Here is a 25,035-nt window from a genome sequence, read left to right as displayed (position 1 = left end):
TATATCGATGAACATAAAAGTGAAATGTCAGGAACAATGGCTAAAGTAGCATGGGCAATTAGAACGTATTTTAATACTGTGGGGCAAGTTGGATGCTAAGAACTAATATAGGGAAATACACATTTGTACTCGGTATAATAGTGTTTGTTATTTCATATATTCTTCCTGTGAATTTATTAGATAAATTTACAGAATTAAAGCCTTTAGGTATAAGCACGATTTTTATATGCCCTATACTTGGGATAATTGGCTTGATATCTTCCGTAAAAAGAAAATCTATATTATTTGCTTTTTTGAACTTGTTATTGCTATTATCTTTCCCAATTACTATGTTCATTGGAAATATACTTTTTAAGTAGTTGGTATAGAAAGTGAAAAGTAAAAATATAATCAAAGGAATATATCTTCTAGTTCTTATTTTTGCAATATTTAAATTGTTTAATTTAAATATTAGTAATTATGAACAATTTTATGAATTATCTAATTATGAAATAAAGAAAAGGCAGTTGAATCAAATAGATTGGAAAGATATAGGCAAAAAAGATGGCATATATCTATTAACATCAAAAGATTGTCCTTATTGCTTACATTATATAAGCAATGGAATAGAGCTAGTAAAAAAAGAAAGTGAAGGACATGATTTATTTAAGAATGTCGTAGATTTAGACATAGGTGAATATTTTAACAATACTGAGCTTAATAGGACCTTAGATTATTATGGTATCAATACCATACCATGTATATTGGAGATTAGAGATAATGAAATAAGACTCATAGAATTTGAGGACATTCAAAAATATTAATTAAAGGCATATATAATTAGGAACGATTAACAAATATTTATATAGCTTGGCACATCTACATAATTAAAAAAAACAGAAGAAAAATTTTATTAAAAGTAAAATTGATAGATGAAAAAGGGAAATATTCACAAAAGTTAGCTGATTAAATTTTGAAATTCTTATACAATTATTATGATAAAAAGTCTAATGTGAATTTGTAAAAAGTAGATGAATTTATAGTAATGATAATAAGTAGACATTATGAGACTAAACACTAGACTGTTATAAATGAACATTTAAGGAGAAATTAAATTGATGAATAGTATTCTAAGCATAAAAGATTTAGAAAAGTATTATGAAGATTCGCCTGTATTGAAATCTATTAACATAAATATAAATGAAGGCGAAATATATGGATTATTAGGTAGAAATGGTGCGGGGAAAACTACTATAATGAAGATTATATTAGGATTAACTAAACCAACTAAAGGGAAAGTTATCTTGCTTGGTTCTGATACTAGCACTGATAAAGGAAAGGAAGTATTAAAGAACGTTGGTTGTATTATAGAAAGCCCTGGTTTTTATAGTAATTTGACGGCAACAGAAAATTTAATGATATTTGCAAAATTAAGAGGCGACTCTGAAAACTCAGTAAAAGAAGCTTTAAAGTTAGTGAATCTTCCATATAATGACAAAAAGCTTTTTGGCAAGTATTCATTAGGAATGAAACAAAGGCTTGCAATTGCAAATGCTATAATGCACAAACCAAAAGTTTTGATTTTAGATGAACCAATAAACGGTTTAGATCCAATAGGAATTGCAGAAGTTAGAGATTTAATTAAATCTCTAAAAGAAAATGGAACTACTATTCTTATTTCTAGCCATATTTTACCAGAGTTAGAAAATTTGGCAGATAGGATAGGAATTATTAACGATGGAAATTTAATTGATGAAATTAATTTGGAAGAATGGAACTCTCATAATGAATTTGGAGTTAAGATTTATGTTGATAAGACTCAAGAAGCAATAAATTTATTATCTAAGAATGGAGTGAATTCTGAGCAAATGGCAACCTTTAATAAAGGAATTATTATAAAAAATGAAAATGTTAAGGTTTCCGATTTAAATAAAATTTTTATAAAAAATGACTTCGAAGTAAATGGAATTATTGAAGAGAAAATAACACTTGAAGATTATTTTAAAAAAGTTACAGGAGGTCAAGGAATTGGGTAATTTAATATTTTCAGAATTTAAAAAGCAAAAGAGATCAAAAGTTGTATATATATCTTTGGTATTAGTTATAGCTTATCTAACAATGATATTAATATATACTAATGAAGCTACAGGACTCTTTGACAGTTTCGTATACTTATATAAGTTTTCATTAAGTTATATGAATTATTTAATATTACCAATGATTTTACTATCATTCTTAACAACATCATTTTCAAATGATTATAATAATGACACAATTAAGTATATATGGACAATACCTATTTCAAGAACAAAATATTTTATATCTAAACTAGTTTACTTATTTATGATATCTCTAGCTATCATGATTTTTGTGTTCTTAACAGTTTGTATTACAGGTTTTTTAACTAGATTTCATGATAGTATGACAAGTGAGTTAGTTTCAAGATTTTTTTTACTATGTATTAGAAGTTCGATATTTATTTTTTTAAGCGTAATACCAGTGTCAATAATTACTATTGTTACAAAAGGTAATGCTGCTACTACAAATTTAATAGGAAGCCTTTATATAGTAGTTACATTTTTTTTAATGAAAAAGTTGCAAGGTATAAGTCCTTTAGCAAGCAGCCATAATGTAATTTGGTATAACAACTTTGAAGGAGTAGAAAGTAGTCCACATATAGGATATTTTATAGCAAACATTGTTATTGTATTTGCAATTTATGTTTATATATCAATAAAAATTTTAAAAAAACAAGATGTGTAGGTTAACTAAGGTGATTAGCATGGTACAGATAGAATTAAAAAAACTTAAACGCAAAAAACTTTTACTCATTTTATTTATAGTTTGCCTAATTTCATCTCTTATACAATATGGGATGGGAAATATGACATATAACGATATAAAGTATGGATCAACTTTCAGTTGGTTCTTGAAAAATGGTCTAAGTGTGAATTCATATTATATTTTTACTCCAATATTTACATTAATAGGAATGGAATTGTTTTTAATGGAAAGCAGAGATAAGGTATGGAATAATTTATTAACTTCACCTATTAATATAGAAGATATAGTTAAAAGCAAAAAAAGCGTTAGTCTTATATTATCTTTGATATATTCTTTGCTTACATTTTTATTGATGCTTTTTTTTGAAATCAAACTAAACTTAGAGTCAATAAATTCTAATGTAGTAATACAATATTTTATTAAGTATATGATTCATGCATTGGTAAGTTATTTAATATCGTGGTTAATAATAAGCATTATGTTATATTTTAAACAAAATTTACAAATAGGAGTAATTATTGGATTTGTTGTTTCATTCTTTGGAGTATTTGTTTCACAATTAAATATGGCTTACTTATATGTTGTAAATAGTATGTTTTACATTTCTAATGCTATAGATTCTACAAATAAAGAAAAATTAATTTCAGCAATAATAGTTTTGTTAGTATTTATATTGCAAAAAATTTTACTTAGTAAATACTGCGAAAAAATATATGAATGAGATTGATAAATAGGATGCGTTTATTATGAAATCTACGCATTATATTTATAAAACTAAAGAAAGGAGGAGAGATTATGTCAAAAAAAATGGAGAATTGGAAAAAAGCTATCTATTTTAAAAATGAAGATGTTGATAATCCAGCAGGAGATATTTTCCGCGAATTATCTGATAGCGAACTTGATGGAATGATGGCAGGTGGAACAGCAAATACACATTGTCATTGCTATTCTGGAAAAGATTCATGTGGTCATGGTTGCACTATAACTACAGAATGTCCATTTGCAACTTTAATTTGTTGCTGATGGATATAAATTTCCATATGTGAATGGGGGGCGGATGGTATATTTCTGCCTCCCGTTTTTTAATATACTATCAGGAGGATGTATAATTGAAATCGATTGAAGAATTTAAAAATTTTGCTTATTCTTTTGAGAGAAAAGATTATGAACTAAATTTTAAAAATTATAAGATAGCTAAAGTTAGAAAAAAGTACTGGGAATCTTTTTTGGGTGATGATTTCATAAATTATGAAGATTATTTATTGAAGGCATATAATATTGATAGTGATAGATTTGAATGTATTTTAGAGGAGTCAAACTTTAAGATTAAAAATACTGTAGAAATGAAAAAAATAGAAAAATTTTTATACTATATGCAATCACAGGAATATTTGGAATATAAGTTGCCTAAATTCTATGTTAGGAACAATAAATATAAAAAAGTGAAGCCTTTATTTTATGATTTTTATAAGCCATTTATAAATGTTGGAGTTATCAATTTAAAAAAATGTTTAAAATTTTATAATATTTCGGAAGATATCATTAATCAATTTACTATTCAGCTTATAAATAAATTAATAAATATAACATATAGGACAATAATTCTTGAGTTAAATATTGCTAAAGAAAACGAAAAGCTAATAGGTGAAAATAAATATGAAAGATATGAATATTTTACAGAACATTATATTGAAGAGCACTTTTGGGATATTTTGGAAGAATATCCTGTAATGTTAAGATTAATGGTTGAAGCAGTAAATAATTGGGTGACTGCAACTTTTGAATTTATTAAACATTTTTATGATGATATCCATGATTTAAAAAAGTACTTTTTCATTTCAGATATAATAACAAAAGTTGACTTAAATATTTCAGATTCTCACAATAATGGAAAATCTGTTATTATAGTACATTCTGAAAATGGGAAAAGTGTTGTTTACAAGCCTAGAACTCTTGAATTAGATGAAAAATTTCAAGAGACGATAAAACTTTTTAATAGGTTAACAAATAGTAATTTATATACCTATAAAGTAATTGATAAAAGAGATTATGGTTGGTCTGAATATATAAGTTATGAATCTTGCAGTTCTGAATTAGATATGCAAAATTATTATGATGAATTAGGAAAGCTGTTATTTATCTTATATGTCTTAAGAGGTAATGATGTTCACTATGAGAACATAATTGCACATGGGAAACATCCAGTTTTAATAGATATAGAAACAATATTTCATAATAAAATGGTTGATAAAATTCATAGGGGTGCTGATGATAAAATTTATGAAACTATTGAAAATTCAGTGAGAAGAGTAGGGATATTACCTAATATTATATGGGGAAGAGGGAAAGATATTGGTGTAGATGTAAGTGCAATGACGAATGATGAAAGTAAAGAAATTCCAATTGAAACAGCAAGTATATTAGATATTTTAACTGATGAGATGAGAATAGATTATAAAAGATCTGTTTTAGAGAAGAAAAATAATACTCCGTTTATTAAAAATAAAGTGGTAGATACTTTTCAATATAAACAGGAATTGAAAAAGGGATTTATAAATAGTTACAGGCAGTTTTTATCAGAAGATTCAAAGAAAATCTTATTAAAGGATGTCGATAAATATAATCATAAAGAATCAAGACAAATTTTAAGGGCTACACAGTATTATTCATCTCTTATTCAGCTATCTTTTCATCCTGATTTCATGAGAAGTGGTTTAGATAGAGAAATGTTGTTTTCAAAATTATGGACTCAAGTTGAAGAAGAAAACAAGTTGAAAAGAATTTCGGGCATTGAGCTTTTGTCTCTTATAAAAAATGATATACCTATGTTCGTTTCAAAAATAGGGACTTTTAGTATAGAAGATAAAGATAATAATAAAGTTGAAAACTTTTATAAAGAAACATCAATTAATCTTGTTAAAAAGAATATAGCGGATATTTCAGAAGAAGATTTGAGGTTTCAGATTTTGATGATTACTACTGCATTAAATTATGATCCAAAATATAATTTTATTAATAATAAAGAATTGAGACATGATAGAATTTTAAAGATTATAAAGAAATCATCAGATTTGGAGCTAAAAAAGAGTGAACTTATAGAAATATCAGAAAAAATTGCAAACCATTTAATCGAATTATCATACATTGGTGATAATAATGATATAAGTTGGATGGATATGAATATCGTAGGAGAAAAAACTAATGATTGGAATATAGTTCCTGTAGGTATGGATTTATATAATGGTATTTCAGGTATATTAATATATTTTATATATCTATATAAAGAAACAAAAAATCATAAGTATTTTCAAGTAATAGAGCAATGCTTTGAAACGATAAGGGGTTATTTTAATAAAAGGGATAAATATAAAGATAATAAAATTTTGTTTGGCGGATTTTCAGGAGAAACACCTATTATATATGCTCTAATTATTTTAGAAAAAGAGCTTAATGAATACTTTGATTCGGATGAGTTAGAATTAATGAGGTCAAAAATTTTTAATAGTTGCGAGAAAAGCTTAATTAATAATCAGGAGCATGATGTAATTATTGGTTCTGCGGGTGTGATTTTAATACTTTTAAAATATTATGAACATGTCAAAGATAAAAAAATATTATCATTAGCAGAGCGTTACGCCGATAAAATAATGAAGGATAGCATTAAAATTGAGAATGCTTTAGCATGGAAAAGTTCGTTTGCTAAACAACCACTTGGAGGTTTTGCACATGGAACATCTGGAATAATATTTGCATTTGCAAAATTATATAAATATGTAAAAAATGATAGCTATTTAGAAATAATTGAAAAAGGTATGAAGTATGAAGATATGTTATATAGGGATAGTGTAAAAAACTGGTCTGATAGAAGAGAAACAGATGATGGTATAAGATATGATGATTTAGAGAATCATATACCAGTTGCGTGGTGTCATGGAGCAAGTGGAATATTATTAAGTAGACTTTATATAAAAAATTTAGAAATACCATTAACAGAGAGTAGAAAATCTAGTATAGATTCAGATATTTCTAATGCAATAGAAACTAGCTTAAAGTTTGGATTTGGTAGAAGCCATTGTTTATGTCATGGTGATTTAGGAAATATAGAAATTTTAAATTATGCCAGCAGAGTAGTCGAGAAAAGAAAAATAAAAGAAAAATGCGACATATATATGGAGTATATTAAAGAAGATCTCATGAAAGGTAATTGGAAATGTGGAATTCCATATGATAATTCACCTGGTATCATGGTGGGTTTAGCAGGAATAGGATATGGAGTATTAAAAGTGTATAATCCAACAATACCATCTATCCTGATATTAGAATGAAACTTTATAATATGCTCAAAAAATCTTATTATTTTTATTTAACGAGTTAAATAGATAAAATTTGTAGCGAATAGTTGAGGTGATTTTATTTGAAAAAGGTTAAATTTATACAGCAGCTATCTGAGAGTGGGTGTGGAGTTGCTGCACTTTGTATGATACTAAACTTTTATGGTTGTAAAATTCATATTGCTGAGTTGAATAAAAAAATAAATGTTTCAAGAGATGGAGTATCTATAAAAAGTTTAATTAGTCTATCAAATGATTTTGGACTAAAATCTAAAGCTGTACAATTAAAGAATAAAAAAAGCTTAATATGTACAAAGGAAATTTTTCCTTGTATTTGTATAAAAAATAATAGTCATTATATCGTGCTTGAAAAAGTAAAAAATAATGATGTCGTATATATAGACCCTGAATTAGGTAGAATTAGAATATCAGTTGATGAATTTAATGAGTTCTTTAATGGAATAGTTATTATTTTTACACCCACTAAACAATTTAAAAAAAGGAAAAAAGGAAAGAATACAATAAATATATTAAAACTTGGGTTTTTAGATAAGAAATTAGTTTTAATTTTAGTATGTATTTCTTTATTAATTCAAATTTTGACACTGTTTACACCTTGGTTCACTAGATATATTATAGACGACGTTATTGGAAATAATCTTAATAAAGATATTAATTATTTATTTATTTGTTCAATAATATTTGTATTATTGTATGGAGTATTTTCCTATGTTAGAGCATTGTTGATTTCTATTTTGCAAAAAAAATATATTTATTCTTTAAAAAGAAAGATAGTAGAAAAAACATTTAAATTGCCGTTAAAATTTTTTGATATAAGACCGTCTGGGGAGATTATATCAAGAATAAATAACATAGATTTACTTCAACATAGTATTACAAATATGATTATGGCAATTTTTATTGATTTATTAACGATAATAATTTCTTCTTTAGCAATGATTAAAGTTTCGAGAGATCTTGCTATTATAAATTTTATACTTGGTTTTATTTTATGTATAATTGTATTCGTTTTACTTAAGATAGTAGATAAAAAAAACATAGATTCTATTGCAAGTAGAGAAAAGACGCAAAGTTATTTGATGCAAATTTTTTCTAATGTTTTACTAATAAAGACCTCAGTAGGATACCAAAGCAGTATAAAAAAATGGAACGAGTTTTATAATAGACAAATATCTTTAGAGTATAATAGAGAAAAAATATTGGGACTTTATCAAAGTTTTATGATGTCATATAGATTACTACCAACGTTTATAATATTGCTTATAGGGAGTTTTATTATAAATAGTGGTTTAATGACTACTGGTGAAATGATGGCTTTTATAACATTAACAAACATTTTTTTTAATCCATTAGCAACGATTATGCAAACAATTTTTGATTCTCAATATACGATATCAATAATAGATAGGTTAATGGAAATAACCCTAGATGATGATGAAATTACTGATAAGGGAAGAAACATATCTGAATTTGAAAAACTAGAGTTTAAAAACGTTAGTTTTTCATATAATAATAATTATGAAAATATGGTTGTAGACAATATTTCTTTTAAATTAAAAAAAGGACAAAGCTTATCAATTATTGGGAAAACTGGTTGTGGTAAAACTACAATTGTAAAGCTTTTGCTATCAATATATAGTCAATACAAAGGAAATATTTTACTTAACAATATAAATATTAAAAACTATAATTTGGATACCTATAGAAAGATCTTTGGCGTTGTACTTCAAGATCAAATGTTTTTTAATGATACGATTAGAAATAATTTAGATATTTCAAATGAACATACTGATGAGGAGATTTATTTAGCTTTAAAAATAGCGTGTTTCGATGAAGAAGTACAAAAAATGCCTTTTAATATACATACTCAAATAGGAGATAATGGGAGTAATTTATCTGGCGGGCAGAGGCAAAGATTAGCAATAGCGAGAGCATTACTAACAAAACCAAAAATAATTATTTTAGATGAAGGAACAAATCAATTAGATGCAATCACTGAAAATAAAATAATGAAAAAATTGAGAGATGAAAATATTTCACTGATATTAATTACTCATAGATTATCAAGCATTATTTTTTCTGATGAAATATTACTTTTAGATAATGGTAGGATAGTAGATAAGGGCACACATAAAGAATTGAAAGATAGAAGTGATTTTTATTGTTCGCTCATTGATAAACAATAAATTAATTAATTAAAGTAAAATCAGTTACGATTTTCATAAAAGTTAGATGGTTTAATATAAATGACTATTTATAATGATTAAAAGGTGATTATGTTGTATATATTTATAACATAGAAAGGATTAGATAATGAAAAATAAAGTATGGCAATGCAAGATAATGGGGATTTTATTGGTAATTGTTTCTATAATACCGAACAAAGCATTAGCTAGTTCCGGGAATATAGAAATAAATTGTTCTACAGATCTATCAATAATAAACGATGAGCTAGAAGATATTCCTATATCAAATTTAGTGTCTTCTGAGAGTGTATTTAAATATTTTGATGATGTAACCTGGATTCAAAGAGATGGTATTTGGTCATTATCAATTTCTCCTAAAAATTTTGTAAGAATGTCTTTTAGTAATGATATTTTGATAAAATCTTGGAACGAACTTAAGGAAAATTTTTCAAATGACGTACAGTGGTCTCAATATAAAGATAATGAGGATATATTATTTGAACAGTACAAATGTCATTTTTTCAAAGCAAAAATAAAAAACCGATGGAACATAGAACCGTTTAGAGAATCTATTGATCGGCTTTGTAACTAATTATTATACTTACCAAGCCATATAATAGATTTAGATTTAAAAGGATTTACTTAAAAATAGCTGAAGATTTAAGATAATCTCATAAGTTTAGTGTTAGAAATTAATCTTATAAGATAAGTCGATTTGAGACTGTGAAATAATTTGTGTATAGGAATTCCTCCTGATAAGATAATAATCAGGAGGAATTTTATGTCAAGAAAGATGTCGGAATCAAGAGGAAGTAAGGTAGCTAAAATGCTGATTGAGGAATATAAACATCAAAATACATAAGGCATTCAAGAAGTATTAAAAGAACTTCTAGGAGATACCTTGGAAGAACTTTTAAAAGTAAAATTAGATGAACATCTAGACTATGAATAAAAAATATTATAACTCAATACAAGAAAGGGTTCAAGTAAAAAACAGTTAAATCATCTTACGGAAATATAGATTTAAACATTCCTAGAGACATAGAATTATTCTTTGAACCAAAAATGTATGAAAAAGATATTTCTAACTTAGAAAACTAGATGATATAAATGTACGAAAATGTATATCCTAACCTAATAATATCTACAGCTTATAAACTCGTTGGATATTATGGGTTGGGGCAGATCCTAAGCACAAGAGATATATCAAATTACATAAAAGATATTTATGGATTTGGTATATCAAAAACAATGGTATCAAAGATAACAAATAAAATCTACAACCCATAGAAGAATGACAGAATAGACCATTAGAAAAAGCCTACCTGTGGTATTCTTAGACATTATATATTACTCTGTAAGAGAGAACAATATTGTAGTGAAAAAACAGTATACATTGCTTTAGGATACAATCTTGAAGACTTTAAAGAGATACTAGGAATGTACCAAAAAGGCAGACTCTGGTAAGAAAGAATAAATCAAGTAATATTGGCTTTTAGTATTAAACCAGCTAAAAGAAAGAGGTCTAGAAGATATACTTATAGTTTCAAAAGATAACTTATCAGGCTTTAATCAAGCCATAGAAGTATCATATACACAAACAGAAATACAAAAGTACATAATCCATCAAATAAGAAACTCCACAAAGTATGTATCATACAAAGATATTAAAAAGTTAATAAAAGATTTGAAAACAGTATAATAAAGTATCCACAGAAGAGTTAGCCATAACAAATTTAGATATCTTTGAATATAAATGAGGTAAAAAATATTCAATGTGTGTAAGTTCTTGGAGAAATAACTGGACTGAATTATCAACATACTTCAAATATCCATAAGTAATAAGAAAACTAATATATACAACAAATGCCATGGAGAACTTCAATAGACAACAACAAAAAGCAAAATTATATTTCAAAATGACTATGCTCTGCAAAAAAATCTTTACCTAGTTATGGTAGATACTTCTAGCAAGTGGATCTATAGAATACGTAGTTGAGGTCAAGTATTATCTCAATTATCTATATTTTTGAAGGGATTTTTAAATTTAAGGAAAAAATAAGATATAAAATCAGCTGCAAATTTTCATGGGAATTTGATAGTTTATTAAGCCCGAGAAAATTAAGCTAAGCTCCATTTCTAATAGGAATGGACATAGAGGATGCAGATTCTTTAGTTTGTTTCCTCTATTTTTTTTATATTGGTCTTTTAAGGAATAATTATAGGGTATAATTTAAAATTCAGTATATATAGGTGGTATTTAAATGAATACTAGTATCAAATTAAATAAAAGCATGATTACAGGTCTTCGAAGTACTTTTTAGATATTTTTAAATTGTATTACTTATATAACTCATTATTAAGATATCTATCGGTATTTTTTCTTAATTGAGTAAGCTCGTAAATCAAGATGTTCTTATTGGAATATTCTACCATAAGAATATCTTTTTTACTTTTATATTCATCGTAAATATTTGATAGTTCTTTTATGCTTAAATTTTTATACTTGTTTTTATCTAAAATAGTTATTGATTTTTCGTAAGTGATAATTTGAGTTTTATATTCTGCATAAAATTCTTTATCTTTAGAGTTTGATTTATAGACTTCATAAATAGATTTATTTATTTTTAAAGTGTTTAAAGCCTCAATTGCAGTATAGATTTCGTTCAAATCTTTTTCTATATCCTTAATTTTATCTAAAGTTTTTTGTCTGCTAATGGCTTCTTTTTGAATTTTATTTTCTAGATCTATATTAGATGTCAGCCCATACCTTCTGAGTTGATTTAAAGTGTCAGCCATAGTATTCATATTGTGCTTTTTTGCCCATATTTCATAAGCTTTAGAAGATTGTATCTTTTTATTATTTTTTAAGTCTATTAGATTGTCAACTTTTTTGTATGCTTTCGTAGAATAATCAAAATCAATTTTTACGAACTTTTTATTCATATTATTCTCGATTCTTTCCTTGATCTTTTCATTGGTATAATCTTTTCCAAGAGTAGTTTCTTTAGCACGAATAAATCGTCCTTTTTCTCCTTGCTCTTTATGACGAAAAGATAGGTACTTGCCTAATTTGATTTCGTATCCATATTCTTCCATAGTTTTTAAAAAATTATCATAGCTATTAGACTTTTGAATAGCATGATCAATAGATATTTGAAGTCTATATTTCCAAGATGTCCCTTTTTTAAATTCCATATATTCTTTATATGATTTTCCATTAGTTTTATATTTATTTTTAAACTTCATATAGTCTTCATCTATAACAGATAACTTATATTTTCTACACAGGTCATCACTATAATTTCTAATTTGATGGTAAGATTTTTTATTGCTTTGATAGGCTTTACCTGTATCAAAAGAAACATTATTAAATAGAATATGGTTATGAATATGCTCCTTATCAACATGGGTAGTTATTACGTATTCATATTTTCCTTGCAGTACCTTCTCACATAATTCAATTCCAATTTTGTGAGCCTCTTCAGGTGTAGTTTCTCCAGGTGCAAAAGCTTGAATTAAATGTCTAGCTAAAACTTTTACCTTAGAATTACATTCTATTTTTGTTTGTTCAAACTCTAAATGAGCAGTTATAGGGTTACAATTTAGAGATGAGATTAGAATTTTTTCGTCTGTTTTATTGCTATCCATAATATAATCAAGGGCAGCTTTTAAGGTAGATTTAATAGGATGAATTTTAGTAATAGCCATTATTTTTTCTCCGTATTAAAACTATTGGAATAGGTAAGAGAGTATATTTTTTTACGCATGGATAAAATATCTTTTGCTTGTTTTTCTAATGATTTTTTCAAATCATCTACATCATTTTTATACATAAGGGATGTTGAGTTTACTCTTTTTGCAATTTGATTTATACTACTTGAAGTACGACTTATATTTGTTGACATTTCACGAAAAACATCCATATCTAGAATAAAGATATCTTTTTCTAAAATACATTTTATAATAAACGCTCTAAGAGATTTGCATTTTGATGCTTTATATTTTTTGTTCAGTAATTCTAATTCTTCATCAGATAGCATTAGATATATCCCGTTATTTCTAGTTCTATTTGCCATAGATTACCCTCCTTTATATAGTTAAGTAAAAAAAGAAAAACCTGTAAAAGCAAGTATAGCAACTTGTTTTACAGGTTTAATTTATTATATATTCTTTAAGGAAACTCCTGAATTTTACTTCTAATTATCTTATATTTTATCACTTTTAAAAAGAATAATCAAATTTCGTATATGAGAGAATGTAAATATTTTTTATAAGGATAGCTAATGCAAGTTAAAAAAAATTAGGGGTTTGGGGATATTCCCCAACAAGCAAAATAGATTAAAACAAACAGTAGCTTTATAGTTGGTTTAATCTATTTTTTCGTAAGTGCATATGCACTTACTGTGCTTGCTATTCAAGTTCTATATATGATATAAAAATTTAAGATAGTGACTTTATTTTAAAAATGAGATAGTATAATATGTTAGGAAATTGAATAATTAAAATTTTAAGATAGGGGGTATAAATTGAAAGAAAATTTGCATAATATAGCATTTTCAAAAGAACATTATATAGAAACTATCTATATATTGTTAAAAGAAAAAGATCGTGTTTACAATAAAGATATAGTAGAATATCTAGAGCTAAGCAAGGCATCTGTTAGTGTTGCAGTAAATAAATTAATTCAAGAAGAATATGCTTACAGAGAAAATAGATCAATAAAACTAACTAGTAAGGGTATAAGGGTAGGAAAAGAATTATATAAAAAGCATATTTTTTTAACAGATTTATTTTTGAAATTGGGAATTGATCAAAAAGAAGCAGAAAAACAAGCGTGTGAAATTGAGCACATATTATCAGATAACACCTTTAATAAGATTAAAGATTTTATGTGTAAAAATAATCAATAAATGAAAAGTAAGCAGTCAAATAATTATTTGGCCGCTTATTTTTTTATTTGGAAAGATATTGAGTTTTAATATCATTAATGATAAAATTAAGTTAGTCAAAACTAACTTAATCAAGGAGGGCGTTAAGTCAATGGATATCAAAAGAGAGTATAAGAAAAAAACTATAGAAATTTCACAAGAAAGAGAATTAGATTTATTTGATTTAGCTGTAAGCATAATAAATAATAATGTCATAGGAAATAACTCATACATGATATATGAAAATGAAGATGAAATATCGCTGGGCATAGGAGAATACATAGGAATTGAAGTATATAAAAATAAAATATTGTTAACGCAAGAAGGGCATTCAGTAGAGTATGTGGTGAACGATTTAAGCGAAGATATTAAGAAAATTTTTAATGAGCTTAATTTTGATGACTGGAGAATGTATGGGATTGCGGATTTTAATTATGCTAAGAATACTTTTTTAAAGAATGTTAGCGACAAAGAAGTTTTGATGAAATTATTTATTCCTAGAACCGATATTAGAATTTTGAAGGATTCATTAGAAATAAAAACTATAGATAATTTTGATGAAATTATTTTAAACTTTGATACAGAACGCTTTGATTTAGAAGATAAAGATTTTAATGTTAATTTAGAAGAAGTTAAGAATTTAGATGGGGATTATTATAAGGAAATAGTCAAAAAAGCTATAGGAGAAATTAAAAATGACAAATATGATAAAGTGATTTTATCTAGAAAGATTAATTTAGAGAAAAAAATTTCTATAAAAGATAGTTACTTGAAAGGAAGGAAGTTTAATACACCTGCTCGATCATATTGTTTTAGAATAGGAGATTTGGAAGCTGTAGGATTCAGCCCTGAGACTGTAGTGGAGGTTGATAAGAAAAGGCAAGTATATACATTTCCGTTAGCTGGGACTAGAGCATTAACTAACGATTTAGCAATAAATAAAGAGTTAAAAAGAGAACTATTAAAAGATCCAAAAGAAATAGCGGAGCATGCTGTTTCTGTAAAATTAGCTTTTCAAGAATTAGAACGCGTTTGTGATGAAGATAGCATATCTGTAATTAGGTTTATGGATGTACTAGAAAGAGGCACTGTTCAGCATTTAGCATCAAGGTTAAAAGGAACTTTGAGGAAAGAATTTAATGAATGGCATGCGTTTACAGCACTTTTTCCAGCAGTAACAGCATCAGGAATACCAAAAAAAGAATGTATTGAAGCAATAGATAGGATAGAGAAAGATAAGCGAGGAATATATAGCGGAGGCGTATTAACTTATGATAAAAATGGAACTTTAGATGTTGCCTTGGCATTAAGAACTGCTTATCAGACAAGTGCGGAAACGTGGATCAGGGTTGGTGCTGGAATAGTTAAACTTTCTAATTGCAAAAGAGAATTGGAAGAAACAAAAGAAAAATCAGGAAGCATTTTAGATGAGTTGGTATTTGAAGAGGAATAATGATGGACATCAATATTGATTATTTTAATTCAAAGTACAATGTGTTTTTTGATTGTCAGTATTTTTTAGAAATTAGTAAATATATTTCTGGAAATGATAAATACGAGAAAGTTATATTAATTACTGATGAGAACGTTGACAAGATTTTTAAAAAGAATTTTGATTTTAAAAATACAGAAAGTTATAAATATGTAATCAAAGCAGGTGAAAAATCTAAAAATATAGCTAAATATTATAAATTGATAAGATTTTTAACTTCAATAAATGTTGATAGAAATGATCTTATTATTGCCCTTGGAGGAGGGGTAGTTGGCGACTTAGCAGGCTTTATAGCTTCAACTTATATGAGAGGAATTGACTATATCCAAGTTCCTACAAGTTTATTAGCAATGGTGGACTCTTCAATTGGTTCTAAGACGGCCATCAACACAGAAGATGGCAAAAATTTGATAGGATCTTTTTATGCTCCTAAAGCTGTATTTATAGACTTAGATTTTTTAAAAACTCTTCCGCAAGAAGAATTTACAAATGGGCTCGCAGAGATAATAAAGTGTTCTATTATAAAAGATAAAAATTTATTTGATTTAATAAATGAGGAAGAGATTTATGATAGAAATACTATGAGTAATATTATAAAAAGGAGCATAGAAATAAAAAAAGAGATTGTGGAAAAAGATCCAAAAGAGATAAATGAAAGACAATTGTTGAATTTCGGGCATACAATAGGTCACGCTATAGAAAAAGTGAGCAATTATTCTATAGCTCATGGGTATGCAGTTGCTGCAGGTATGGCTATGATTACAAGATCATACTATAAGCAGGGATTAACAGATACTACGTCATACAACAGCATTAACGAGATATTATTAAAACATAAATTGCCTATTTGTTGTGATTACAGCTTAGAAAACTTGTACAAAGAAATTCTTAGAGATAAAAAAAGTCGTGGAGATACACTAAATGTAATATATCCAAAAAAGATTGGGGATGGCAGAATTAGTAGTGTAGAAAAAAATGATTTGAAGAAGATTTTAAAATATTGTTTTGAAAGGTAAAAAGTGTGAATATTAAAATAAGACCAAATAGAATTTCGGGAGAAATAGAATCAATTTCGTCAAAATCAATGCTACATCGAGCGATTATATTGAGTTCTATTGCTATTAATAAAAAAACAAAATTAAAAGTTTCCGATATAATATCAAACGATATACAAGCAACAGTTAACTGTATGAAAGAATTAGGAGCAAAAGTTGAACTTGATCAAGGATGTATAAATATAATAAGCTTAGGAAATAATTTAAAGCGAGAAGTTAATATAAATTGTGGAGAGAGTGGAACAACTCTTAGATTAATCTTGCCGATTGCAAATCAATTTTCAGATAAAGTTATAATTGATTGTGATAAGGAACTTAGAAAAAGACCAATCGAAGATTTAATAATAACATTAGAAGAATCAGGATTATATTTTGATGATTACGATTTTCCTATAACTATACGTAATAAAATAGTTACAAATCATTTTAAAATCAAAGGAGATGTTAGCTCTCAATATATTAGTGGTTTACTTTTTCTTTGCGCATTATTAAATGAGAAGAGTTTTATAGAATTAACCACAAGATTAGAATCATCAGCTTATGTAGATATGACTGTAAAAATATTAAAAGAGTTTGGGATATTGGTCAATAAAATAGAAAACAATAATTTTGAAATTTATGGTGGAAGAAAAAATATAAGTAGCCCTAAAAGGTATCAAGTAGAAGGCGATTGGTCCAATAGTGCATTTTTTATTGTAGGTGGCTGTTTAGGAAATTCAATAAGTGTATCAGGGTTAGAATTAAATTCTAGTCAAGGAGATGAGAGTATAGTTAGAATTTTAAAAGAAATAGGAGGAAATGTTTCTTGCTTCGATGATAGTATCATATCAAAAGAAAGTGAATTTAAATCATTTGAGTTAGATTTTTCGGAAATTCCTGATTTATTTCCTATTTTAGCAGTAGTAGCCTCGGTATCAAGAGGGACGAGTATTTTAAAAGGTGCAAAAAGATTAAAATATAAAGAAAGCGATCGAATAAAAAGTACTTTTCATATGCTAAAGAGCTTAGGAGCGGATGTGGACATAATAGATGATGGATTAGTTATTAGAGGTAAAAAAATGTTGGATGGCGGAATGGTGAATTCATGCAATGACCATAGAATTGTTATGGCTTCAACAATAGCTTCTATAAGAAGCAAAAATGAAGTTTTGATTTTAAATGCAGAATCAGTAGACAAATCATATCCTAATTTTTTTGAAGATTTTAAGAAAGTTGGAGGTTTTATAGATGTCATCATTTAGCGTTGGCAAAAATATTAAAGTGAGCATCTTTGGAGAATCGCATGGTGCTGTTATTGGTGGAGTTATAGATGGACTTCCTTATGGGCAAAAAATTGATATGAATAAATTACAAGAATTTATGAAAAGAAGAAGCCCTGGAGATGACAAATATATAACAAAACGAAGGGAAAAGGATGAAATTCAATTTTTGTCAGGAATAAAAAACAATACTATTATGGGTGACCCAATTGCGATACTTATCGAAAATAACGATGTTGTACCAGATGACTATAAAGATTTAGTTGATATTCCGAGACCATCTCACGTCGACTTTGCTGCAAAAGCTAAATTTGGAGAGGATATTAACTTGAGCGGAGGGGGACATTTTTCTGGAAGATTGACGGCTGTTTTGACTGCTTTTGGAGGCATTGCTAAACAAATCTTAGAAAAAGAAAATATTCATGTATCAGCTCATCTTTATCGAATTCGTGATTTTGTAGATAAATCTCATAGCGAAGCAGAAAATATAGAAAGAGCAATGAGAATATCTGAAAATAATAAATATTACATAATCGATGAGAATGGCGTTGAAAGTATAGATAAAATTTTTGAAGAATTAAGAAAAGAAAAAGATTCTACGGGTGGAATTGTTGAATGCTCAGTGATAGGACTAAGATCAGGAATCGGAGATCCGATATTTGATGGCATTGAAAATAGAATATCAAGGATGATTTTTGCTATTCCAGGAATAAAAGGAATTGAATTTGGATCTGGATTTGATGGCTCTTTAAAATTAGGTTCAGAAAATAATGATGAATTTTATATAAGTGAAGGAGAAGTAAAAACAACGAGTAATAATTCTGGGGGAATACTTGGTGGAATGAGTAATGGAATGCCCATTAATTTGAAAGTTGCGTTTAAACCAACACCTTCTATAGGGAAAGGGCAGAATTCAATTAATTTAAAAACAGGGAAGAATGTCATTATAGAGATAAAAGGAAGACACGATCCATGTATAGCGATACGAGGAGTCGTTGTTGTTGAATCTGTAGTGTCTTTAGTTATATTAGATTATTTAATAAATGAATTGATAATATGAGGAATTAATATATGGAATACGGTTTACTCGGGAAAAATCTTATTTATAGTTTTTCTCCCATAATACATAAAGAGTTTGGAGAATATCAATATGAATTAATTGAAGGAGATGAAGCAAAAATACGAGCAATAATAAAGAAAAAGAATTTTAAAGGAATAAATGTTACCAACCCTTATAAAGTTTTAGTTAAAGATTATTGTGATTATTTAGATAAAAGTGCAAAGAGTACTGGATGCGTAAATACTGTAGTAAATAAAGACGGAAGATTATATGGATTCAACACAGACTATTATGGTTTTTTATATACTCTTAAAAAGACAAGTTTTTCCAATAAAAAAGTTTCTTTTTCAATACTTGGAGCGGGTGCTACGGCAAAAATGGCTAAAACGGCATTAGCTGACAGTGGTTTTCAGAATGTAAAAGTAATTACTAGAAATGATATAGAGCATCATGACATTGAAAAACTTATTAGCGACACAGAGATCCTTATAAATTGTACACCAGTTGGAGTTTTTCCAAATGTAGATGAAAGTTATCCTATTGATATAACAAAACTAACTAAGCTAGTTTATGTCTTTGATTTAAATTATAATCCGTTAAGAACAAAACTGTTAATAGAAGCAAATAAATTAGGATGCAGAACTAATTCGGGGCTTTTGATGTTAGTTGCTCAAGGGAAAATGGCTTCTGAAATTTTTCAAGACAAGAAGATAGATGATTCTACTATAGACGATGTCTGTGGCAAAATAAGGAAAAAGTTATCCAATATTGTATTAATTGGGATGCCAGGAAGTGGCAAAACTACAATAGGTAAAGAACTAGCAAATATGATGAATAGAGAATTTGTTGATATTGATAGATGTATAGAACGTCGAGAAAAAAACAGTATTAGTAATATTATTCAAACTAAAGGAATAGAGTATTTTCGTCAAATAGAAAAAGAAATTATAAAGAAAGAGTTATTATCATTATCTAAAATAATTTCTACAGGAGGAGGTGCTATTGAAGATATAGAAAATTGGGGATATTTAATGTATAATTCAGCAGTTATATATTTAAAAAGAGAGACAAATGAACTTGATGTTAATGGAAGACCTCTTTGTCAAGGAGGACTAGATGTTATAAATAATCTTTATGACAGGAGAAACTCTAGGTATATTCAACTTTCTGATCACATTGTAAAGAATGATAAGAGTATTTCAAAGACGACTGAGGAAATAATAAAATGGTATGAAAAAAATTTTAGTAATTAATGGGCCTAACTTGAATATGCTAGGTATTAGAGAACCTGACATTTATGGTACAGAAACATATGATGATTTATGTAAAAAAATAATAGAATACTCTAGTAAATTGAATGTGGATATAGAAATTTTTCAATCTAATTACGAGGGACAAATAATAGATACTATTCAAGGTGCATATGATACTTATAGTGGAATTATAATTAACGCTGGGGCTTATACACATACTTCTATTGCTATTTTGGATGCTTTAAAATCTGTAGGGACAAGAACGATAGAGGTTCATTTAACGGATACAATGAATAGGGAAGATTATAGGAAGAAGTCATTTATTTCAGAGTATGCGGAGAGAACAATATGTGGTAATGGTGTTGAAGGCTATCTTCAAGCCATTGAATATTTAATTAAATAGTAGGAAAGGAGTAATAAAATGCAATATATTTTGAAAGAAAAGGAAGACTTTGAAGCATGTGTGAGATATTTAAAAAAAGAAAATATTTTATACCAAGATTATGATATTAAGGACTATTATATCATTAATGTTTTTGATAATGCTTTATGCCCAACGATAGAAAATGAGGAAGAGGCTTTTCTAAATACAAACGATATTTCTATTGAGAATGGATATTTAGTAACAAAAGCATATAAGGAAAAAACCACGGTAGAGGTAAAAGGAATTAGGATTGGAGATGAAGAACCTGTCGTTATATCAGGTCCTTGTTCTGTCGAATCGGAAGAAGTAGTTAGGAGAATAGCTACAGAAATTAAGAAAATAGGAGTAGATATACTAAGAGGAGGAGCCTTTAAACCACGAACATCTCCCTATGACTTTCAGGGGCTGGGGAAAGGTGGAATTGATATACTTTATAAAATTGGAAAAGAATTTAATATGCCAATAGTGACTGAAATAATGGACATCAGAGATTTGGATTATATGATAGACAAGGTAGATATTTTTCAGGTTGGGTCAAGAAATATGTACAATTATTCCATGTTGAAAGAATTAGGGAAAATAGATAAGCCTATTTTACTAAAGAGAGGATTGAGTGCAACTATAAAAGAATTTTTATTAAGTGCTGAATATATTATGCTTGGTGGTAATGAAAAAATTATTTTATGTGAGAGAGGAGTTAGAACTTACGAAAAATGCACAAGAAACACGATGGACATAGCTGCTATACCATTATTGAAAAAAATGACACATTTACCAATAATAGCAGATCCAAGTCATGCAACTGGAAAAAGAGAATTGATAGAGTCAATGTCTAGAGCGTCAATTTCAGCGGGGGCAGATGGATTGATTATTGAATCTCACTCGAATCCAGAAAACGCTTGGAGTGATGGTATGCAATCTATAAACATGTATAATTTAAGCGAAATAATACAGTATCTAAAGGTACAGAATAAGAAAAGATGATGGAAAAATTTTAATTATTGCAAGAGAAAGTTAGAATATGTTATTATTAAGTTAGGTCACACTAACTTAATTTATGAATTGTATCTTATGGAGGTAATAGTTTGAGCAAATGGTTTATAGAGGGAAATGAGATAGAAGATGGTGAGACAAAAAATACAATTTTCATATTTCCTTATGCGGGTGGAGGGGTAGCTCCTTTTAGGAAATGGGGAGAATTTTTTAAGGATAGTAAATTATATATTGTTCAATATCCTGGCAGAGAGAATAGATTCCCTGAAAAAGCTATTGATGATATAAATGAATTGGTTGGAGAGTTGTTTGAAGCTATAAGAATGTTTGATTTTAAAGTGCCTTATTATTTTTTTGGACATAGTATGGGCACAAAAGTAGTTTACGAACTGGCTTTAAAGATTAAAGAAAGTGATTTAGTAAACCCAAACGGCGTAATAATATCGGCTGGTCGAGCTCCATGTTTTAAGGCACCAAATCCTATATATAATCTTGACGATGAAAATTTTATAGAAGGATTAAGAAGATATGAGGGAACTCCAATAGAAATTTTAGATAATAAAGAGCTGATAAATATTTTTCTTCCAACTCTTAGAGCAGATTTTACTATTGATGAAAACTATTTAGATCAGAACTATAAAAAAATAGATAGTGATATATTGGGTTTAATGGGAGATGCTGATCAGGAGATGAGTTTAGAGGAATTACAGAAATGGCAAGATTATACTACTAGAAAGTTTACTTATAGATATATCGAAGGAAAGCATATGTTTGTAAATACTTCGTCTAACGATGTCATAAAGGAAATAAAAAAGTTTATAGAAATTAATGAGGATAAAAGAATTTATAATTAGAACAAATAAAGACTTTGAAAATTTAAAGGATGTTAAAAAAAACTTATATATATTTGATGCGGTGCTTATTATAATTTACACTGAAAGAATTGAGGAAGATAGTTTAATCAGCTTATTAAAGAAAGATGAAATTTGTAAATCTCAAGATTATAAATCAAAAGTAGCGAAAATAAACTTTTTAGTTTCTAGGAGTGTTTTAAACTTATCTCTAAAATATATTTCGGGTAAAGAAGTGGATGATTTAATTATTTTAAGAAATAAGTTTAATAAGCCGTATTTTGAAAACAAAAAAGGTATTAAGTTTAATATTTCTCATACAGATGGCTGCATAGTAATAGCTTTTTCAAAAAAAGACGTAGGTGTGGATGTTGAAAAGATCAATGTTAAATTTAATTATTATGATATTTTAAAGAGTTGTTTTGATGAAGAAGAAATTAAGAGAGTAGGCAGTAATCATAAAAGCTTTTTTAAGTATTGGACAGCAAAAGAGGCATATTTAAAATACGAGGGAGTAGGATTACTTAGGAATCTTAAAGAAATAAGGATTGAATATATTAATAATGTAAAGGCAGAAATTAAAGATAAAAAAAGAAATAAAAGCAAAGAGTTATTAGTATTAAAGTTTGATTCTAAATATACGGGATTTATTTGTTTGGGGAGGTAAGTATGGACATAGAATTAAAGAATAAATTAGAAAAATTTTACGACGAAACAGTTTGGCAACATATTACATTGGGAGAATTTGTATCAGAATGTTCAAGTAGTTTTGGGAATAAAGTTGCTTTAGTCGATGGAAATAAAGAGTTTACATATGATGAGTTAGACAGAAAATCAGACGAATATGCAAATGGGTTATTGAAGGCTGGCTTTAAGGCTGGAGATAAAATAGTATTACAGTTTCCAAATTGTAGTGAGTTTGTGTTAATTTTGTTTTCCATGTTTAAGATAGGTGTAATACCAGTTTTGACATTACCTGCTCATAGAAAAAATGAATTAAAGGGAATAATAGAAGAGTCAAAAGCAGTTGCCTATATAGGTAAAGATAGATATTTGGGATTTTCTTATGTTGATATGATTAGAGATATAAAGGATGATATTGAAAATGAATTTGAAATTTATATTCTTGGAGAGAATCAAGAATATAAAAATTTTTACGAACTTATTGATAAAGATTATCTATATCAAATAAAAACATTTGATTATAGATCGACTGGACTTTTGTTATTATCTGGTGGAACTACAGGGAAACCAAAACTTATACCAAGAAGGCATTGTGATTATATTTATGTAGCTGTAGAAGTAGCAAAAAGATGCAAGATGGGGAGCGAAAGTGTATATCTTGCAGCGTTACCAATCGCTCACAATTTCCCACTTTGTTGTCCAGGAATATTGGGGACATTTTCTGTAGGTGGAAAAGTAGTGCTGTCTTCAGTTACTAGTCCAGACGAAATTCTTCCGTTAATTGAAGAAGAAAAAGTAACAATAACAGGATTAGTGCCAGCGATTGCAAATGTTTGTATGGAATTTTTAAAGGAAGGGGATTACGACGTATCATCTTTAGAAATTTTGCAGGTAGGTGGTTCAGTTTTAGAACCGCAACTTGCTAAGAGAATAGAAAGAGAATTCAATACAAAATTGCAGCAAATATTTGGAATTGCTGAGGGGTTAATCATGACAACAGATATTTTAGATAGCGACTTCACTAGGTTTAACACACAAGGTAAACCAATAAGTAAATATGATGAGGTACTTATAGTGGATGAGAATGGTAAAGAAGTTGAAATTGAGGAATACGGGGAACTAATCGTGAGGGGACCATATACTATTTACGGCTATTATAATCTTTCGAAAATAAATGAAAAATGTATAACAAATGATTGCTATTTTAAAACAGGAGATAGAGCTAGAAAAATGAAAGATGATAATTATCAAATTGTGGGAAGGATTAAGGAGATAATTAATAGGTCAGGCGAGAAAATAATCCCTAAGGAATTAGAAGAGATTTTGCTAACTAATGACCACATAGATTCTGTACAAGTTGTTGGCATTCATGATTATATGCAAGGGGAAATAATAGCTGTCTTCATTTTAGCTGATGATAATAAAAGACTTACCTTAGAGGATATTAGAAAATTCTTAATTTCAAACAATGTAGCAGAGTTTAAATTACCGGATATTGTTGAGTATATTGATGCTTGGCCACTGACAGCACTAGGGAAAATAGATAGGAATAAATTAAAAGGAACTTTTTAGAGGAGGATTTTGAATGGAATTTAGTAATGTGAGAAAAGAAGCTAAGCTTTTAGTGGAAGATTGGTTAAAAAGCATATTTGTAGGTATGAAAATTTTAGAAGATGAAAATTTAATAGAGAAAGGTTTGAGTTCCATTCAAGTTATGCAACTATCTGGAAAG

General features: G+C 27.7%; 23 protein-coding genes and 1 pseudogene. 22 read left to right on the top strand and 2 right to left on the bottom strand.

Going from position 1 to position 25,035, the window contains the following annotated elements:
* The first annotated feature begins 92 nt into the window (after positions 1-92).
* The 11 genes and pseudogenes from KHW44_RS00480 to KHW44_RS00430 form a co-directional block, all read left to right on the top strand.
* Positions 93-359: a hypothetical protein gene (locus KHW44_RS00480; RefSeq protein ID WP_079266018.1), complete on the top strand. Its 267-nt coding sequence runs from the start codon at positions 93-95 to the stop codon at positions 357-359.
* 12 nt (positions 360-371) lie between these two features.
* Positions 372-803: a hypothetical protein gene (locus KHW44_RS00475; protein ID WP_304064603.1), complete on the top strand. Its 432-nt coding sequence runs from the start codon at positions 372-374 to the stop codon at positions 801-803.
* 294 nt (positions 804-1,097) lie between these two features.
* Positions 1,098-2,015 (top strand): ABC transporter ATP-binding protein, encoded by a 918-nt coding sequence (locus KHW44_RS00470; RefSeq protein WP_017644337.1) that lies wholly within the window; start codon positions 1,098-1,100, stop codon positions 2,013-2,015.
* Positions 2,008-2,742: an ABC transporter permease gene (locus KHW44_RS00465; RefSeq protein ID WP_304064599.1), complete on the top strand. Its 735-nt coding sequence runs from the start codon at positions 2,008-2,010 to the stop codon at positions 2,740-2,742. Before KHW44_RS00470 ends, KHW44_RS00465 begins: the two co-directional genes overlap by 8 nt.
* Complete coding sequence (locus tag KHW44_RS00460) at positions 2,735-3,484, top strand: ABC transporter permease (protein ID WP_304064596.1); 750 nt, start codon at positions 2,735-2,737, stop codon at positions 3,482-3,484. Before KHW44_RS00465 ends, KHW44_RS00460 begins: the two co-directional genes overlap by 8 nt.
* A 74-nt stretch (positions 3,485-3,558) precedes the next feature.
* Positions 3,559-3,786: a plantaricin C family lantibiotic gene (locus tag KHW44_RS00455; RefSeq protein WP_017644334.1), complete on the top strand. Its 228-nt coding sequence runs from the start codon at positions 3,559-3,561 to the stop codon at positions 3,784-3,786.
* 86 nt (positions 3,787-3,872) lie between these two features.
* Positions 3,873-7,088 (top strand): type 2 lanthipeptide synthetase LanM family protein, encoded by a 3,216-nt coding sequence (locus KHW44_RS00450; protein WP_304064589.1) that lies wholly within the window; start codon positions 3,873-3,875, stop codon positions 7,086-7,088.
* Between the two features lie 89 nt (positions 7,089-7,177).
* Positions 7,178-9,301, top strand: a complete 2,124-nt coding sequence (locus KHW44_RS00445; protein ID WP_304064586.1) for a peptidase domain-containing ABC transporter — start codon at positions 7,178-7,180, stop codon at positions 9,299-9,301.
* A gap of 127 nt (positions 9,302-9,428) precedes the next feature.
* Complete coding sequence (locus KHW44_RS00440; protein ID WP_156702266.1) at positions 9,429-9,893, top strand: DUF2599 domain-containing protein; 465 nt, start codon at positions 9,429-9,431, stop codon at positions 9,891-9,893.
* A gap of 518 nt (positions 9,894-10,411) precedes the next feature.
* Positions 10,412-10,591 (top strand): hypothetical protein, encoded by a 180-nt coding sequence (locus KHW44_RS00435; protein WP_304064578.1) that lies wholly within the window; start codon positions 10,412-10,414, stop codon positions 10,589-10,591.
* A gap of 211 nt (positions 10,592-10,802) precedes the next feature.
* A pseudogene (locus tag KHW44_RS00430) lies at positions 10,803-11,003 on the top strand (transposase); the annotation flags it as partial.
* A gap of 638 nt (positions 11,004-11,641) precedes the next feature.
* Here KHW44_RS00430 and KHW44_RS00425 read toward each other — a convergent pair.
* Together KHW44_RS00425 and KHW44_RS00420 are read right to left on the bottom strand one after the other, a co-directional pair.
* Positions 11,642-13,012, bottom strand: coding sequence for a relaxase/mobilization nuclease domain-containing protein (locus tag KHW44_RS00425; RefSeq protein ID WP_304064575.1), 1,371 nt, complete (start codon positions 13,010-13,012; stop codon positions 11,642-11,644).
* Positions 13,012-13,380: a plasmid mobilization relaxosome protein MobC gene (locus KHW44_RS00420; protein ID WP_304064572.1), complete on the bottom strand. Its 369-nt coding sequence runs from the start codon at positions 13,378-13,380 to the stop codon at positions 13,012-13,014. Before KHW44_RS00420 ends, KHW44_RS00425 begins: the two co-directional genes overlap by 1 nt.
* Before the next feature lie 450 nt (positions 13,381-13,830).
* Here KHW44_RS00420 and KHW44_RS00415 point away from each other — a divergent pair, with 450 nt between their 5' ends.
* From KHW44_RS00415 to KHW44_RS00365, 11 genes are all read left to right on the top strand, one after another.
* Entirely contained in the window at positions 13,831-14,214 is a 384-nt protein-coding gene (locus tag KHW44_RS00415) for a metal-dependent transcriptional regulator (RefSeq protein ID WP_115595423.1), read from the top strand.
* A 130-nt stretch (positions 14,215-14,344) separates the two neighbouring features.
* Entirely contained in the window at positions 14,345-15,685 is a 1,341-nt protein-coding gene (locus KHW44_RS00410; protein WP_115595422.1) for a salicylate synthase, read from the top strand.
* Positions 15,686-15,687: 2 nt separating this feature from the next.
* Entirely contained in the window at positions 15,688-16,740 is a 1,053-nt protein-coding gene (gene aroB, locus KHW44_RS00405) for a 3-dehydroquinate synthase (RefSeq protein ID WP_304064565.1), read from the top strand.
* 5 nt (positions 16,741-16,745) lie between these two features.
* A complete protein-coding gene (aroA, locus tag KHW44_RS00400; RefSeq protein ID WP_304064562.1) occupies positions 16,746-18,020 on the top strand; it encodes a 3-phosphoshikimate 1-carboxyvinyltransferase in 1,275 nt (424 codons plus the stop codon).
* On the top strand, positions 18,007-19,098 hold the full coding sequence (gene aroC / locus KHW44_RS00395; RefSeq protein ID WP_304064558.1) for a chorismate synthase: 1,092 nt from the start codon (positions 18,007-18,009) through the stop codon (positions 19,096-19,098). Before aroA ends, aroC begins: the two co-directional genes overlap by 14 nt.
* 11 nt (positions 19,099-19,109) lie before the next feature.
* The gene (locus KHW44_RS00390) at positions 19,110-20,351 is read left to right on the top strand and encodes a shikimate kinase (protein WP_304064555.1); all 1,242 of its coding nucleotides are present in this window, start codon (positions 19,110-19,112) and stop codon (positions 20,349-20,351) included.
* Complete coding sequence (gene aroQ / locus KHW44_RS00385; RefSeq protein ID WP_115595418.1) at positions 20,329-20,754, top strand: type II 3-dehydroquinate dehydratase; 426 nt, start codon at positions 20,329-20,331, stop codon at positions 20,752-20,754. The genes KHW44_RS00390 and aroQ overlap by 23 nt, the downstream gene beginning before the upstream one ends.
* 18 nt (positions 20,755-20,772) lie before the next feature.
* On the top strand, positions 20,773-21,759 hold the full coding sequence (gene aroF / locus KHW44_RS00380; protein WP_115595417.1) for a 3-deoxy-7-phosphoheptulonate synthase: 987 nt from the start codon (positions 20,773-20,775) through the stop codon (positions 21,757-21,759).
* A 101-nt stretch (positions 21,760-21,860) separates the two neighbouring features.
* On the top strand, positions 21,861-22,622 hold the full coding sequence (locus tag KHW44_RS00375; RefSeq protein ID WP_115595416.1) for a thioesterase II family protein: 762 nt from the start codon (positions 21,861-21,863) through the stop codon (positions 22,620-22,622).
* Positions 22,597-23,286 (top strand): 4'-phosphopantetheinyl transferase superfamily protein, encoded by a 690-nt coding sequence (locus KHW44_RS00370; protein WP_115595415.1) that lies wholly within the window; start codon positions 22,597-22,599, stop codon positions 23,284-23,286. Before KHW44_RS00375 ends, KHW44_RS00370 begins: the two co-directional genes overlap by 26 nt.
* Positions 23,287-23,288: 2 nt before the next feature.
* A complete protein-coding gene (locus KHW44_RS00365; RefSeq protein WP_304064545.1) occupies positions 23,289-24,875 on the top strand; it encodes a (2,3-dihydroxybenzoyl)adenylate synthase in 1,587 nt (528 codons plus the stop codon).
* The last annotated feature ends 160 nt before the right edge of the window (positions 24,876-25,035 follow it).

The organism is Finegoldia magna, assembly GCF_018371055.1.
Classification (GTDB): Bacteria; Bacillota; Clostridia; order Tissierellales; family Peptoniphilaceae; genus Finegoldia; species Finegoldia magna_I.
Note: the sequence above shows the minus strand (reverse complement) of the source record. Positions and strands in the feature narration are given on the sequence as shown.

Bases quoted from the DNA above. Each gene is read 5' to 3' on its own strand.
- KHW44_RS00480 (WP_079266018.1), top strand. From the start codon at position 93: ATGCTAAGAACTAATATAGGGAAATACACATTTGTACTCGGTATAATA.
- KHW44_RS00470 (WP_017644337.1), top strand. From the start codon at position 1,098: ATGAATAGTATTCTAAGCATAAAAGATTTAGAAAAGTATTATGAAGAT.
- KHW44_RS00460 (WP_304064596.1), top strand. From the start codon at position 2,735: ATGTGTAGGTTAACTAAGGTGATTAGCATGGTACAGATAGAATTAAAA.
- KHW44_RS00455 (WP_017644334.1), top strand. From the start codon at position 3,559: ATGTCAAAAAAAATGGAGAATTGGAAAAAAGCTATCTATTTTAAAAAT.
- KHW44_RS00440 (WP_156702266.1), top strand. From the start codon at position 9,429: ATGAAAAATAAAGTATGGCAATGCAAGATAATGGGGATTTTATTGGTA.
- KHW44_RS00435 (WP_304064578.1), top strand. From the start codon at position 10,412: ATGTACGAAAATGTATATCCTAACCTAATAATATCTACAGCTTATAAA.
- KHW44_RS00425 (WP_304064575.1), bottom strand. From the start codon at position 13,012: ATGGCTATTACTAAAATTCATCCTATTAAATCTACCTTAAAAGCTGCC.
- KHW44_RS00420 (WP_304064572.1), bottom strand. From the start codon at position 13,380: ATGGCAAATAGAACTAGAAATAACGGGATATATCTAATGCTATCTGAT.
- KHW44_RS00410 (WP_115595422.1), top strand. From the start codon at position 14,345: ATGGATATCAAAAGAGAGTATAAGAAAAAAACTATAGAAATTTCACAA.
- aroB (WP_304064565.1), top strand. From the start codon at position 15,688: ATGGACATCAATATTGATTATTTTAATTCAAAGTACAATGTGTTTTTT.
- aroC (WP_304064558.1), top strand. From the start codon at position 18,007: ATGTCATCATTTAGCGTTGGCAAAAATATTAAAGTGAGCATCTTTGGA.
- KHW44_RS00390 (WP_304064555.1), top strand. From the start codon at position 19,110: ATGGAATACGGTTTACTCGGGAAAAATCTTATTTATAGTTTTTCTCCC.
- aroQ (WP_115595418.1), top strand. From the start codon at position 20,329: ATGAAAAAAATTTTAGTAATTAATGGGCCTAACTTGAATATGCTAGGT.
- aroF (WP_115595417.1), top strand. From the start codon at position 20,773: ATGCAATATATTTTGAAAGAAAAGGAAGACTTTGAAGCATGTGTGAGA.
- KHW44_RS00370 (WP_115595415.1), top strand. From the start codon at position 22,597: ATGAGGATAAAAGAATTTATAATTAGAACAAATAAAGACTTTGAAAAT.
- KHW44_RS00365 (WP_304064545.1), top strand. From the start codon at position 23,289: ATGGACATAGAATTAAAGAATAAATTAGAAAAATTTTACGACGAAACA.